Source organism: Pseudogracilibacillus auburnensis, from assembly GCF_003201975.1.
Classification (GTDB): Bacteria; Bacillota; Bacilli; order Bacillales; family Amphibacillaceae; genus Pseudogracilibacillus; species Pseudogracilibacillus auburnensis.
This window is the reverse complement of record NZ_QJJQ01000002.1, coordinates 35,712-49,108: the sequence shown is the minus strand read 5'-3', so window position 1 is coordinate 49,108 and position 13,397 is coordinate 35,712. Positions and strand designations below refer to the sequence as shown.

16 protein-coding genes are annotated in these 13,397 nt (G+C 34.0%); 8 read left to right on the top strand and 8 right to left on the bottom strand.

The genetic code is table 11. The annotated features are described in order from the left end of the window. Positions 1-27: 27 nt before the first annotated feature. From spoVAC to DFR56_RS03300, 3 genes are read right to left on the bottom strand one after another with little or no spacing between them, the layout of a single operon-like run. The gene (gene spoVAC, locus DFR56_RS03310) at positions 28-507 is read right to left on the bottom strand and encodes a stage V sporulation protein AC (RefSeq protein WP_110394014.1); all 480 of its coding nucleotides are present in this window, start codon (positions 505-507) and stop codon (positions 28-30) included. 20 nt (positions 508-527) lie between these two features. After that, positions 528-1,136, bottom strand: coding sequence for a YhcN/YlaJ family sporulation lipoprotein (locus tag DFR56_RS03305; RefSeq protein WP_110394013.1), 609 nt, complete (start codon positions 1,134-1,136; stop codon positions 528-530). 33 nt (positions 1,137-1,169) lie between these two features. Continuing rightward, positions 1,170-1,373: a DUF1657 domain-containing protein gene (locus DFR56_RS03300; RefSeq protein ID WP_110394012.1), complete on the bottom strand. Its 204-nt coding sequence runs from the start codon at positions 1,371-1,373 to the stop codon at positions 1,170-1,172. Between the two features lie 447 nt (positions 1,374-1,820). Between DFR56_RS03300 and DFR56_RS03295 the strand changes: the two genes are divergently transcribed. From DFR56_RS03295 to DFR56_RS03285, 3 genes are all read left to right on the top strand, one after another. After that, the gene (locus DFR56_RS03295; RefSeq protein ID WP_110394011.1) at positions 1,821-2,228 is read left to right on the top strand and encodes a YwpF family protein; all 408 of its coding nucleotides are present in this window, start codon (positions 1,821-1,823) and stop codon (positions 2,226-2,228) included. A gap of 54 nt (positions 2,229-2,282) precedes the next feature. Next, positions 2,283-2,984, top strand: coding sequence for an MgtC/SapB family protein (locus tag DFR56_RS03290; protein WP_110394010.1), 702 nt, complete (start codon positions 2,283-2,285; stop codon positions 2,982-2,984). Positions 2,985-3,269: 285 nt separating this feature from the next. After that, positions 3,270-4,637, top strand: coding sequence for a TrkH family potassium uptake protein (locus DFR56_RS03285; protein ID WP_110394009.1), 1,368 nt, complete (start codon positions 3,270-3,272; stop codon positions 4,635-4,637). 306 nt (positions 4,638-4,943) lie between these two features. On the opposite strand, the gene lepB is transcribed toward DFR56_RS03285, so the two are convergent. Then, positions 4,944-5,468, bottom strand: coding sequence for a signal peptidase I (gene lepB / locus DFR56_RS03280; RefSeq protein ID WP_110394008.1), 525 nt, complete (start codon positions 5,466-5,468; stop codon positions 4,944-4,946). 248 nt (positions 5,469-5,716) lie between these two features. Between lepB and DFR56_RS03275 the strand changes: the two genes are divergently transcribed. After that, positions 5,717-5,881, top strand: a complete 165-nt coding sequence (locus DFR56_RS03275) for an aspartyl-phosphate phosphatase Spo0E family protein (protein ID WP_110394007.1) — start codon at positions 5,717-5,719, stop codon at positions 5,879-5,881. 35 nt (positions 5,882-5,916) lie between these two features. Here DFR56_RS03275 and DFR56_RS03270 read toward each other — a convergent pair whose 3' ends face one another. Further along, positions 5,917-6,831 carry a DMT family transporter gene (locus DFR56_RS03270; RefSeq protein WP_110394006.1) on the bottom strand — a complete coding sequence of 305 codons (915 nt, stop codon included), beginning with the start codon at positions 6,829-6,831 and terminating at the stop codon, positions 5,917-5,919. An 89-nt stretch (positions 6,832-6,920) separates the two neighbouring features. Between DFR56_RS03270 and DFR56_RS03265 the strand changes: the two genes are divergently transcribed. Next, on the top strand, positions 6,921-7,238 hold the full coding sequence (locus tag DFR56_RS03265) for a hypothetical protein (RefSeq protein WP_110394005.1): 318 nt from the start codon (positions 6,921-6,923) through the stop codon (positions 7,236-7,238). A 26-nt stretch (positions 7,239-7,264) separates the two neighbouring features. Here DFR56_RS03265 and DFR56_RS03260 read toward each other — a convergent pair whose 3' ends face one another. Both DFR56_RS03260 and trhA read right to left on the bottom strand, forming a co-directional pair. After that, positions 7,265-7,723, bottom strand: coding sequence for a YkyB family protein (locus DFR56_RS03260; RefSeq protein WP_110394004.1), 459 nt, complete (start codon positions 7,721-7,723; stop codon positions 7,265-7,267). 65 nt (positions 7,724-7,788) lie between these two features. Continuing rightward, on the bottom strand, positions 7,789-8,424 hold the full coding sequence (trhA, locus tag DFR56_RS03255) for a PAQR family membrane homeostasis protein TrhA (RefSeq protein ID WP_110394003.1): 636 nt from the start codon (positions 8,422-8,424) through the stop codon (positions 7,789-7,791). Between the two features lie 330 nt (positions 8,425-8,754). Here trhA and cbpB point away from each other — a divergent pair, with 330 nt between their 5' ends. From cbpB to DFR56_RS03240, 3 genes are read left to right on the top strand one after another with little or no spacing between them, the layout of a single operon-like run. Beyond that, positions 8,755-9,204: a cyclic-di-AMP-binding protein CbpB gene (gene cbpB, locus DFR56_RS03250; RefSeq protein ID WP_110394002.1), complete on the top strand. Its 450-nt coding sequence runs from the start codon at positions 8,755-8,757 to the stop codon at positions 9,202-9,204. A gap of 42 nt (positions 9,205-9,246) precedes the next feature. Further along, positions 9,247-10,725, top strand: a complete 1,479-nt coding sequence (locus DFR56_RS03245; RefSeq protein ID WP_110394001.1) for an MDR family MFS transporter — start codon at positions 9,247-9,249, stop codon at positions 10,723-10,725. Positions 10,726-10,740: 15 nt separating this feature from the next. After that, complete coding sequence (locus DFR56_RS03240; RefSeq protein ID WP_110394000.1) at positions 10,741-11,406, top strand: potassium channel family protein; 666 nt, start codon at positions 10,741-10,743, stop codon at positions 11,404-11,406. Positions 11,407-11,728: 322 nt separating this feature from the next. Here DFR56_RS03240 and rnjA read toward each other — a convergent pair whose 3' ends face one another. Beyond that, positions 11,729-13,396, bottom strand: coding sequence for a ribonuclease J1 (rnjA, locus tag DFR56_RS03235; RefSeq protein ID WP_110393999.1), 1,668 nt, complete (start codon positions 13,394-13,396; stop codon positions 11,729-11,731). Position 13,397 lies beyond the last annotated feature (1 nt).

The window sequence follows — 13,397 nt, the reverse complement described above, 5'->3', positions numbered from 1 at the left end:
AATTACACCTCATTTCTTTTCAATGATTTACGTACCGATCAGTTTTGTAAACAATGTTTTTAACAGAGCGATAATAAAAGAAGCAAAAACGCCGTAGACAATAACAGGTCCGGCTAACTTTAACATATTTGTCCCCACACCTAATATAAATCCTTCTGTCCGATGCTCGATTGCGGAGGATATAACCGCATTTGCAAAACCAGTTACTGGAACGGCTGTCCCGGCACCAGCAAATTGTCCAAGATGATCGTATATACCGAAACCTGTCAGAAACATCGTAACAATAATTAAAGTTGCAACGGTTGGATTTCCAGCGGTTTGTTCCGTAAAATTAAAAAAATAAATGTAAAAGGTTGTAATAAGTTGACCGATCAGACAAATAAAGCCACCGATCAAAAATGCTTTGATACAATTTTTTATCACTGGACGCTTCGTTTCTCGTTTCGCTTGCAGTGCTTGATATTGTTGTGCTTCTGGTGGAAGCTGCTTTTTCTTTTGATCGGCCATCTTGATTCACTCTTTCTAATCTAAGTCTGTTCTTTTGATAGTTTTTTGATCTCTTGCAGACGTTTTTTCAATTCTTTTTCAGAAATATCATTTTTTTGTAAAGCATTTTCAAGATCTTCTAATTCGAGTAATATTTTTTGGTCTGTCGAAATAGTAACCTTCATATTGGAAAAATCACGTTTAATCTTTTTACTTACGTCCCTTTCAATATTATCAAGATTAAAGCGATCATCGTGGTCAACATCGACAGCAACAACTAACTGATTATTGTGATTTACTGCTCTTACACCAGAAATTTCCTCATAATTACTTAATAGTTCTTTTGCGTTATTGGATGGTTGTTGATCAATTTTTCCATCAGATGCTAACTTAACTAACCCCATTGGCTGGTTTCCTTTCGGTTCCAGTGTGAGATTTTTATCTTTGTTCAGACAACCAGAGAAAATGATTAACACTAAAGCAATGAAAATCATCTTTTTGACGTTCATTTTTTCACCTAATTTCTCATGTAAGGTATTTAAAGTTCTTATGTGTGGGTAAAGTTTATGTTTAAAGCGAGAACCACTTTCTACAACCGATTTTGTTAGCCTTCGTTCACTCATGCCTGTTAAAAAATTTTCTTTATCCATATTTAGTCATGTCACTAAGAAGCTAACTAATAATCACTGGCGATATTGTGGTTCTTCTTGTTCGATCTCAGTAAGTCTTGGTTCAACGGATTGTAACACTTGTTTTGTCTGTTCAGCCGCATTTGTGTACAATTGTTTCGCTTGTTTATTTTCAGTTTCAAGTGCGAATTGTTCAAAGCTTGCTTGTACACTTTTTAATCCTGCAATTGCTTGTTTTACTTGAGTAGCTACCGTCATGAAAAACATCCTCCTTCTAATATAGAAAAACTTGTATGGTCAATATATATAGTGGGATAAACAGTTCGTTTTATGCATGATAGAATTATCCAGTTTTTTCTAAAAACAATTTATCAAGTGATAACTTGGAGATTGATAAGTAGCATGTTTCGTTCGCGGAAATGTTAGGCGGTGAACTCCCACAGGAACGCATGAAAGGGAATAAAGACTACGTAATCTACGTCTTCAACGTCTGAGACTGTCGTTGCTTGTCGCAATAAACATTTTACGTCAGTGGAAAGTGTTTCCCTGTAGGAATATCAACAGTATTTCAGGACAAATTTCCAAGGAGAGAACTTTTGCAGTGCTACTGTTTGCTGGAAATGTCTTTTTATATGTGATTGACAATATGCTTCAAATGCAATAGTTTATATGTAAAGCATGTGACAAGAGAAATGGAGGGATAGTGTGAAAACGTTTAAATTAAAAGGATTAGAAATAATGGCAAACGATGAAGACGAAATTGAACGGAAAAAAATTTTATTAAAAGATGGGCTAGTAATTAATCGTGAAGACAAAAATGGTTGGTTAATCGAGGCGTATATTGATCAAAAATATAAAGATTACTTTTCATCTATTGAACATATTGAGGAAATAATGATCCAAGTAAAAATTACACGCGAAGAAAATGATCCAGCATTTTTTATTACGAAAGTGATTGGGATAAATGAGATTAGCGGTGATATGATCAATGTTCTTTTTCAAGGAAGTGTCGTCGATCACCGCAAAAGTCGTATTGAAGAAATGTTAAAAATGATTATTGAAGAAGGGTATCAAGGGGAGTCATTATTGAAAAAGTTCAAAGAATTAATTTAAGAACTACATAATATTAAAAGGGGGACATTAGGAGAATAAGAATGGAGAGATATCATGCTTGAAATCCTTGATAATAGCCATTTAGAAATGTTATTAAGGCTGATCATTGCAGCTTTTTTAGGGTTAATGATGGGGCTAGAACGGGAATTAAAAAGAAAGTCATTAGGTTTAAAAACAATCTTAGTTATCTCGATTGTAAGTTGTTTATTGACGATTGTGTCCATTCAGTCAGCCTATTTAGTACCTAAATCCGTCATGGAGATAATTCGTACAGATCCGTTTAGACTTTCAGCACAAATTGTAACAGGAGTCGGATTTTTAGGGGCTGGGGTCATCCTTCGCCGGGATGATGATACTATTTCAGGACTTACAACAGCAGCGATCGTTTGGGGGGCGGCTGGAATCGGCATTACGATCGGTGCTGGGTTTTATATCGAAGCATTTGTTGGCGTTGCTCTATTACTAATTAGTGTGGAGCTCGTCCCGATCATTATTTTTAGTTTAGGTTTTAAAAAATTAAAATTGAAAGAATATCATCTACATGTTACGTTACACGATCGAGAAAAGATAAAGCATGTAATCGAACAAATTGCCAAAGAGGTAGAACAAGTCGAAAGTATTCGCATTAAGGATATCGATCACCAAACATATGTCATTGAATTATTCATTATGATTCATTCAAATGTATTACCAGCAGAATTATATGAAAAACTGACAAAATTGAACCATATCGAGTTGATCGATTTAAGTTCATAAGAGGGGGTGTTTAAAAAGTCCGGTGAAAATGACACTTCGCCTTTCTTTGTTGGCTTGCTTTTTTAGTACTCACGTATTAAAACGAATTCGCTCCGTTCCTTGGAAAAGAAGGCCACTTTTCTGGTGTGCTAAAACATTTGCTCAAAGCTACGCCGCCTCGAACTGCTTGGTTCTTTTTATCCTCTATTTTGAGGCCCAATAGAAGAAAAAATAGTGAATAAAAGCAATAGATTTGCTATACTATGAAAAGTAATTTATTTTATGGCTTAGTAAAGGGGTATGATAATGTTTGATAAACATCCTTTTATACAATGGATTCATCGTTTATCACCAGCTCAAGTGTTATTATCTTTCTATTTATTAGCAATTATCTTATCAACTGGAATTTTATCTTTACCCGTTGCATATCAAAAGGGTGTGCATGTCCCATTTATCGATGTCCTTTTTACTGCCGTGAGTGCCTTAAGTGTAACAGGGTTAAGTACGATTTCTGTAGGGGATACGTTAAGTACAACAGGAGTCATTTTACTGGCACTTATTTTACATCTAGGTGCTGTAGGTGTTATGTCCGTTAGTACGTTTATTTGGTTGCTATTAGGGAAGCGGATTGGTCTTTCTGAAAGAAGACTGATTATGCAAGATCAAAATCAAACTACTTTTGGTGGGATGGTTGATTTAATTAAGCAAATTTTGTTCGTTGTATTAATCGTTGAGTTACTAGGTATTCTTATTTTGGGAACCTATTTTCTGACCTATTTTCCAACAGCAAAAGAGGCATATTTTAATGGGTTTTTTAGTACAATTAGTGCGATCTCCAATGGTGGTTTTAGTTTAACGAATAATTCCCTGGCACCATATAGCGGTGATTATTTTGTACAGTTTATCATTATCCTGTTAATTATTTTTGGGGCAATTGGCTTTCCCGTATTAATTGAATTAAAGGCTTTTTTATTTTCAAAAAGAAAAGGCAAACGTCCATTCCGCTTCACGTTATTTACAAAAGTAACGACGACTACTTTCTTTATATTAATCTTTTTTGGAACTTTGCTCATTTATTTTATTGATATAAATGGATTTTTTAAAGATAAAGGTTGGCACGAAAGTTTATTTTATGCATTGTTTCAATCGGTGACAACGAGAAGTGCTGGATTGTCCACATTAGATGTAGGACTATTATCTGAATCAAATCATTTATTTATGTCATTTTTAATGTTTATTGGAGCTTCACCTAGCAGTGCAGGTGGAGGCATTCGGACGACGACATTTGCACTTGTGATCATTTTTCTGATCACGTATGCACGTGGTGGGAAGAAAATTAAAGTATTTAATCGTGAAATATATGATGAAGATTTAATGAAAGCCGTGACGGTGACAACAATGGCGATCGTATTAGTTTTTACTAGCCTCGTTATTTTGTCAGTTATTGAGCCTTTTTCAGTAACAGAATTATTGTTTGAAGCTACTTCCGCTTTTGGTACAGTTGGTCTTTCGCTCGGGATAACGAGTGAGTTAACGACTTTTAGTAAAATTATATTAATGATTTTAATGTTTATTGGGAGAATTGGAGTTGTCACTTTTTTATTTACATTTAGAAAAGAAATGCAAAATGATGATCATATTCGTTATCCAAAAGAAAGAATTATTATTGGTTAATGAACATGAAAAGAAGTTTACAGGATAAGCTAAAAAGGAATGATATAATACTTTAATAATGCTCGAAAAATTGGTATGATAGATAATGAAGAATCTATGTACATATATAGAGCAGAAAGGGTGCTTTTATAATGTGGATTACAGCATTTGGGATCATTTGTTTTATTATTACTTTATTAAATGTAGGGTACTGTCTATTTGATCATGAATAAGAAAGAACACAAAAAAGGTCGAACATTAAAGATTATGTTTGACCTTTTTTATAGCCATAATTGCCTGTTATGAACGGTGGTTGTTATTTAGACGTTATCTTGTTATTTCCCATTCGGTAAATGGATAAATGATAAATTCAGAGCGACCGATAATATCTGCTCTACTTATAAACCCTAATCCATTTCGGCTATCTTTACTTATGGCACGATTATCCCCCATCACGAAGTAACTATCATCAGGAATTTGGATCGGACCGAAATTACCAGTTAATTTGGCATGGTATTCATCAACAAAAGATGTTTCTTGTTTCTCCCCATCGATGAAAAGAACATGATCTTTCATTTCAATCGTTTCATTAGGTAAACCAATGATCCTTTTCACATAGTTTTTTTCTGGATGCTGAATGATAATAATATCGCCACGTTCTGGTTGGGAAATGATATAAACTAATTTGTTAAAAATAATTCTTTCGCCATCTTCAAGGGCTGGGTACATGCTTTCACCTTCGACAATGGACGTTGCAAAGACAAATGTTTTTAAAATGAATGCAAGTAATACAGCTATAATGATTGCTTTACCCCATTCTAACCATTCATTTTGTTTTTTTGATTCAGCCAATGAAGACATCCTTTCTTTAATAAAACAATCCTATATTATAGTAGCATAGCATGCAAATTGTTTCGAGTGTTTTCAACCGAAATTATGAAAAAGAATTAGACCGTTGAGAAAAATAAATAGTAAAATGTAACTATAATTATTTGCAATTTATTCCATCTTCCAATTATACTATGGATATGTTCAAATGATAAATAGATATGTTTACTATAATTTTATAATAAACCGAGAGGAGTTATTAACTTATTACTATGTGTTTAGAGAAAGTGACGTTAAAAAAAATTGAAGACTTAAGACATCAACTGGCTAAAACAGTATATGCAAAAGGGTATACGAATATTAAGACAATTGAAGTAAGCCAAGAGCTTGATGGCTTAATAAATATATATAATTCCTTAAAGCGAAAGAAAAACTAAATCGGTATTGGAGGTTGACTCTAGACAAAATAGAGTCAACCTCTTTTTTTAATGGTTCGTAGTTTTTCCCGATTTTTCGATGGAAAATCGAGTTGTATTAAGATAACAGCGCAAATAATGCATCCCATACCAATCATTTGCACAAAACTAAACGATTCTAAAAAAATAAATACACCAATTAATGTTGCTACAACAGGCTCGATCGTTGATAAAATTGCTGCTTTCGATGCTTCCGTACGATGAAGCCCAAGCGTGTAAACGATGTACGCAACAGCAGTTGGAAGGAATCCTAATCCAAAAGCAAAAAATAACACTTTTGGCTCCTTTACTAAATAAAGTTTTTCTGTATAAGGAAAAAATGGTAGCAATGTGACTGAAGCAACAATAAAGGTAAACGTTGTAACTGCTAAACTATTATATTTTTGTAGAGCAAATTTACTAAATATGCTGTACAATGCGTAGCCAAATCCTGATCCTAGTCCAATTAGAATAGTCATTAATGGAATGGATCCAAAGTCAAATGGTAATAAACCGACAACAAGAGCAGTACCGATCAACGTCATGAAAAGTGCAATCATCTTATTCTTTGTTAAAGCTTCTTGGAAAACAAAATAGGAAATGATAATAACAAATGCTGGAGCAGTATACAAAAGAGCAGCAGCGATGGGAATGGTTGCAAGTTCGATCGTTTTAAACATACAATAATTAAAGAAAATAATACTAAAAATCCCTGTTCCAATAAAATATTTAACGTCTCGTACATGGAATAATCGTAAACTTTTTGGCGCTGCAAAACTTAAGTAAACAACTAATATAATTGCTGCAGACCACGCCCTTAAAGTGACAACTTCCATAGGTGTAAAGCCATATGTATAAAGATTTTTAACATAAAAACTGATCGTTCCCCATAAAGTAGCGCCTAAAATGATATAAATAAAAGCGCGATTCATGTCGTTTACCTCCATTTTAAATAGTTCTACGTATAGTTAATAAGCAATGCGTTGACAATGGTAATATAAAGGAAAAGTGGTGGTCTGCTATGATTAATTTTCATCAATTGGAAGTGTTAGGTTTTACCAAAGAATATCAGTATATAGTTATCTTATTTATAACAATTTTCTTCCTTTCTTTCATCATCAAACCTATTGTTATGTTGGTCATTCATAAGCAATATTTCTTTGTCCTTACTTATACGGTAAGTAGTTTGTTATTAATCATCATCGCTTTCATCATCGCATATTTTACGAATGAATTAATAGTAATCAAAACGGCCTTTCAAGTAGTGATTTTGTTTGGAATCTGTTTTGCGATATTTATCATGTATAAATTAATTAAAAGGCAGATGAAAAGCGTATGATAGGGGGTCATACGCTTTTCATGTCATTAAAACTTTTTCGTCGGTGGCCATTCCATTTTACCGAGAGATGAAGGTGTATAATATGAAGAGATATGTTTGCGTTTAGCAGGTTTATTCTGTTCTTGCCAATCAATATATTGATAAATAATTCGTTTTGCATACGATAAAGACATTTTCGTCCGCGGGTTTCGAAAATCAGAATCGAGTGAACCAAGATGCTTTAAGTTTTGGAAATCTTCTTTAGTGGGAGGTAAGTGAAAGTAATATTGGTCAACCTTTACAAGGAGCGTTGAATGTTGGTTACTGAACTTAGGGTTATTTGAAAAATGAAGCCCAACTTTTTCCGCTTTTTTCTCCTTTAATAGTTTTTCAATTGCTTCCTTTTTAATGTAATATAAATGTTGTGGCTTCGGAGCTGCTTTTGCGTGGCGATTTATCGTATAAATAGCTTTTGCAATTTCCGCAACACTTAGTTTATCTTTCAAGCTAAATCCCTCTTTTCTATCGACATAGTACTAATAGCTTACATGAAAGAAAGACGTCTTGCAAATTAGATTACATAGAAGAAGACGGTAAAGAAGTGAAAAGTAGAACCAGCAATGACAAATAGGTGCCAAATAACATGGTGATACGGAACTTTATTCCATACATAAAAGATAGCACCAACCGTGTACATAATCCCACCAGTTACGAGGAATATGATACCTTGTTGATGAAGAACATCTGTTAAAGGTTTCCACGCAATAACAATTAACCATCCCATGGCAATATAGAATAAAGTAGATAAAATGATAAACTTTTTGACGAAAAATAATTTTAAAATAATTCCTACTAATGCGAGACCCCAGATGACCCCGAATAATACCCAACCAAATGTTCCTTTTAACTGGATAAGTAAGAACGGTGTGTAAGTTCCTGCGATAAATAAATAGATGGATGCATGATCAATGATAAGAAAGATATTTTTCCACTTTCCAATCGGTAAACTATGGACAATTGTAGAAGAAGTATACATGAAAAGCATGGTACTTCCAAATATCGTTACAGAAACAATTAACAAAGCATTACCATTCATCGAGGAAAAAACAATAAGCAAAACTAAAGCAGCAATACTTAAAAAAGCACCAATACCATGTGTGATTGCATGTGCAATTTCTTCTTTTTTTGAAAAAAGGTACGTACTCATCTTAAACCTTCCTTATGTAAGTGACATATCTATATTGTACAGGTGAGATGGAAAATAAGAAAGGTTTTCAAGATTATTTTTTTCTGAATAGATTTATCCGATGTTACTTCTACATCATATGTGGTAAACTATAAATAGAACCAGTTGTCAGCAAGTGGTAAAACGAGATGAGAAATAATGAACAGATTGGTTCATAACATAATGGAAGTTTTTATAGAACGTTCTTTTTTTCGTTTTAAAACAATTTATTAAACTCCTAATGATGATATAGCTTTAACATGAAACATTACATTATGTAAGTATAGATTAATAAAAGAGGGGTTGCTTTTGATGAGTATGACACAAGAAGATAAACAATTACAAGATATAACCGTAAAAGATTTAATGATTTCATCAGAAAAAGTAGCACATGTTCAATTAAATAATCCTTTAGAACACGCATTACTCGTTTTGGTGAAATCGGGTTATTTTGCGGTACCTGTTTTAGATGCTTCTTATAAATTAGCTGGATCTATAAGTAAAACAGTTATTTTAGATCAAATATTAGGCATTGAACGATTTGAAGTAGAACGATTGGCAGAACTCAAAGTTCATGAAGTGATGAAAGATGAAATGGAAAGTATCCAAAAAAATGCTAGTTTTATTGACGGACTGAAGGCAGTAATTGATGCACCTTTTGTCTGTGTAGTAGATGAGGAAGGATATTTTGATGGGATTTTAACGAGAAGAGCTATATTGAAAGCGTTAAAAAGAGATTATTACCGACGTGAAAAAGCCTAATAAATGGTTCTAAACGGTGTTGTAGAAGAGTTGGATAAATAAATGAATACAAAATTAAAACGACCATTTATTCTAGCCTCTGTCATGCTAGGGATGTTTTTGTCTGCAATTGAAGCGACCATTGTAGCTACTGCCATGCCTAGCATTGTTGCAGATTTACAAAATTTTTCGCTTTATAGTTGGGTGTTTTCCGCCTATTTATTATCTTCTAGTGCTACTGTATTAATTTTCGGAAAACTAGCTGATTTATATGGACGACGCCCAATTTATACAGTTGGAATTTGTATTTTTTTAATTGGCTCAACGATAGCGGGATTTAGCACTACGATGGTAATGCTAATTATTTCGCGGTTTATTCAAGGTGTTGGTGCTGGTGCTATTATGCCGATTGCAACAACGATCGTTGGAGATATATATACGAAGACTGAACGAGCAAAGGTGCAGGGGTATTTATCTGCAGTTTGGGGAATTTCCGCAATTATCGGTCCGTTAATCGGTGCTTTTTTTGTTGATTTCTTCCATTGGCGGCTCGTTTTTTGGATGAATCTTCCTTTAGGACTTTTATCCATGATTGGAATTTTCGTTTTCTTAAAAGAAAAGATGAAAAAAGAAAAACGCTCTATTGATTTTATTGGTACGTTTTTACTAATAACAAGTATTAGTATCCTAATGTATGTTTTAGTAGAAGGTGGAATCTCTATTTCATGGAATTCCATTCAAATGTGGATATTAATTGGAGTCGTTCTCGTTACATTTTTGCTCTTTATTATTCACGGAAAACGAATAGAAGAACCTATTATCCCTTCCCATATTTGGACATATCGGATGATAAAAGTTGCCAATATTGCATCATTATTTACAGGGATGATTTTAATTAGTGTATCAAGTTATTTACCGACATTTGTGCAAGGAGTATTGGGTAAATCAGCAATAATCGCTGGTTTTACATTAACCGCCATGTCGATCGGCTGGCCAATTGCTTCGACCGTTGCAGGTCGGTTACTATTAATAATAGGGTACCGAAAAACATCTATTCTCGGTGGAATTTCCTTACTAATTGGCACAGGCTTTTTTATGTTATTACCAGTTATTCAACAACCTTTTTGGGCAGGAATAGGGTCTTTTTTTGTCGGAATTGGGATGGGGATGACGAGTACATCTTTTATTGTCGCGATTCAGACGACGGTAAAATGGGAAGTCAGGGGAATTGCAACTGCTACGAATATGTTTATGCGTACGATTGGAAGTGCTTTGGGAGTTGCTTTTCTCGGTGGAATATTAAATAATCAAATTAATAGAGAAATCGAACAAGCTAACTTAACTGCAACAGTGACAGTGGACGCAGTTGATCAATTGTTAGATCAAAATGAAGTAGCCCATTTATCAGCTGAAGCGGTTAAAGTATTACAACAAGGTCTTTTATCTGGGTTAACATATGTGTATATTGGCGTTTGTGCCATTGCACTGATTAGCTTTATTGTTATTTTATTCATTCCACATCGTGAGAAGATACAAGAATGAATAGGAGGAATGCACATGAAACGAGAATTTGCCGTAATTGGACTAGGAAGATTTGGTGGCAGCATCTGTGAAGAGTTAAGTATGGAAGGGATGAAGGTGCTTGCTATTGATAAAAATGAACATAAAATTAATGAATATAAAAACATCGCTTCTCATGCCGTAATTGCTGACTCAACGGATGAACATGCGTTAAAGGAGCTTGGAATTAAAAATATTGATCATGTAATCGTGGCGATCGGGGACAATATTCAAGCAAGTATTTTGACAACTGTCATTTTAGCTGATTTAGGTATTAAAAAAATTACAGTTAAAGCACAAAGTGATTATCATGAAAAAATCTTAAATAAAATTGGTGCCCATCATGTCGTCCATCCAGAACGGGATATGGGAAAAAGAATTGCCCATAGTTTAATTTCGAGTAATATTTTGGATTACCTTGAACTGTCAGAAGATCATAGTATGGTAGAAGTAATGGCTGGAAGAAGGATGCGTGGTAAAACGTTAGTAGATTTAAATATTAGGGCAAAATTCGGATGTAACGTCGTAGCAATTAAACGGGGCAAACAAATGAATGTTTCCCCAAGTGCAGACTATATCATTCAAGAAAATGATGTCTTAATCGTTATAGGTGCCGACAATGATATTTCTCGATTTGAAAAACAATTAGTAATAGATGAGTAAATAAAAAGGAACAATTAAAAATCAATTGAAAAGAAGAGGTTAAAAGTAAAAATTCACCTCTTCTTTTTGTTTTTGAAATTTTCCGCACTGAGCTAGGATTTCCGGCACTTTTCAAGAATCTTCGCAAATAGAATCCCTTCACCATACTCAAGTTAGTAACCGGTTGCAAGCTCGCACTGTATGAATACTTTCTTCTGTGAAGTATGATTGTTCACTGTTTCATTTCACTATGGTAATGATCACACCGTCTCCATATATCAAAAATGCGTATAAAAAAAGTAGGGGATGATAATATTCATCTCCTACTTCTATCACTTTTTGTTTACACTTCCATTATAATCGGTAAGATCATTGGTCGACGTTTTGTTTTTTCATAAAGTAGTGGTGCTATTGTATCAATTATTTCATTTTTAATTTCGGACCATTTGCTCGTTTTACGACGCATAATTTTATTTAAATGGTCTGAAACTAGTTTTTGCGCTTCATTGATTAAGTCTTCAGATTCACGCATATAAACAAATCCTCGTGAAATAATGTCTGGGCCTGCTGCAATTTGGAACTCTTTCATATTAATACTGACAACTACAATTACCAAGCCTTCTTCAGATAAAATCCTTCTGTCACGTAATACAATATTTCCGATATCACCAATTCCACTACCATCTACGTAAACAGAACCAGATGGTATTTTCCCTGCAATTGCTGCTTTATCTTTACTTAAGGCGAGTACTTCACCGTTATCCATAATAAATGAATTTTTTTCAGGTATGCCACAAGCTAATGCAAGTCGAGTATGTTCCTTCAACATTCTATACTCACCATGAATCGGCATAAAGAATGTTGGATTCATCAAACGTAACATTAACTTTTGCTCATCTTGACTACCATGACCAGAAGTATGGATATTGCTTAATGGACCATGAATTACTTTAGCGCCAGCACGCATTAGTTGGTTAATAATTCTACTAACACTTACGTTGTTCCCAGGGATTGGGGATGAGGAGAAGACAACAGTGTCTCCAGGTGTTATTTGAATTTGTCGATGCGTACCATTAGCGATTCGTGATAATGCTGCCATCGGTTCCCCTTGAGAACCTGTACAAAGAATGACGATTTCATTAGACGGAAATCGATTAATTTGATTAGCGTCAATAAATGTTCCTTTTGGCGCACTTATATATCCTAATTCACGTCCAATTTCTATAGCAGATTCCATACTACGACCGAAAATTGCAACTTTTCGATTATGCTTTGCTGCGGCATCTACTACTTGTTGAAGTCTGTAAATATTAGATGCAAAAGTGGCAAAGATAAGTCGCTCGTCAATTCTACTAAAAATATCATTAATATTTTCTTTCACTACTTGTTCAGACATTGTAAAACCAGGAACTTCACTATTTGTACTATCAGATAGGAGACAGAGAACTCCTTCTTTACCGATTTCAGCCATTTTCGCTAAATTAGCAGGTTCCCCTACAGGTGTAAAGTCAAATTTGAAGTCACCTGTTTGTACAATATTTCCAGATGGTGTCTTAATGACTACCCCAAAAGAATCTGGAATACTATGTGTAACATGAAAAAAACTAACGGAAGTTTTCCGAAACTTAATAATATCATCTTCTTGAATCGTGTTTAATTTAGCATTTCTTAATAATCCATGTTCTTCTAATTTATTTCTAATAAGTCCGATCGCGAGTTTTCCAGCATAAATAGGTACATTTATTTCACGTAATAAATAAGGGATACCACCAATATGGTCTTCATGACCATGCGTAATGATTAATCCTTTAATTTTTTCTTTATTTTGCACTAAATAGGTGTAATCAGGAATAACATAATCAATCCCGAGTAATTCGTCTTCAGGAAACTTAATTCCTGCATCAATAATGATTATTTCATCCTGAAATTGAATACAGTACGTATTTTTTCCGATTTCATCTAAGCCGCCAAGTGCAAAGACAGCTGTCTGGTCATTTTTAACAAATTTCATC

What these genes read in the sequence shown, in the direction of transcription:
- spoVAC (WP_110394014.1), bottom strand. Translation starts at nt 507, where the DNA reads ATGGCCGATCAAAAGAAAAAGCAGCTTCCACCAGAAGCACAACAATAT.
- DFR56_RS03305 (WP_110394013.1), bottom strand. Translation starts at nt 1,136, where the DNA reads ATGGATAAAGAAAATTTTTTAACAGGCATGAGTGAACGAAGGCTAACA.
- DFR56_RS03300 (WP_110394012.1), bottom strand. Translation starts at nt 1,373, where the DNA reads ATGACGGTAGCTACTCAAGTAAAACAAGCAATTGCAGGATTAAAAAGT.
- DFR56_RS03290 (WP_110394010.1), top strand. Translation starts at nt 2,283, where the DNA reads ATGCTTGAAATCCTTGATAATAGCCATTTAGAAATGTTATTAAGGCTG.
- DFR56_RS03285 (WP_110394009.1), top strand. Translation starts at nt 3,270, where the DNA reads ATGTTTGATAAACATCCTTTTATACAATGGATTCATCGTTTATCACCA.
- DFR56_RS03275 (WP_110394007.1), top strand. Translation starts at nt 5,717, where the DNA reads ATGTGTTTAGAGAAAGTGACGTTAAAAAAAATTGAAGACTTAAGACAT.
- DFR56_RS03270 (WP_110394006.1), bottom strand. Translation starts at nt 6,831, where the DNA reads ATGAATCGCGCTTTTATTTATATCATTTTAGGCGCTACTTTATGGGGA.
- DFR56_RS03265 (WP_110394005.1), top strand. Translation starts at nt 6,921, where the DNA reads ATGATTAATTTTCATCAATTGGAAGTGTTAGGTTTTACCAAAGAATAT.
- trhA (WP_110394003.1), bottom strand. Translation starts at nt 8,424, where the DNA reads ATGAGTACGTACCTTTTTTCAAAAAAAGAAGAAATTGCACATGCAATC.
- cbpB (WP_110394002.1), top strand. Translation starts at nt 8,755, where the DNA reads ATGAGTATGACACAAGAAGATAAACAATTACAAGATATAACCGTAAAA.
- DFR56_RS03245 (WP_110394001.1), top strand. Translation starts at nt 9,247, where the DNA reads ATGAATACAAAATTAAAACGACCATTTATTCTAGCCTCTGTCATGCTA.
- DFR56_RS03240 (WP_110394000.1), top strand. Translation starts at nt 10,741, where the DNA reads ATGAAACGAGAATTTGCCGTAATTGGACTAGGAAGATTTGGTGGCAGC.
- rnjA (WP_110393999.1), bottom strand. Translation starts at nt 13,396, where the DNA reads ATGAAATTTGTTAAAAATGACCAGACAGCTGTCTTTGCACTTGGCGGC.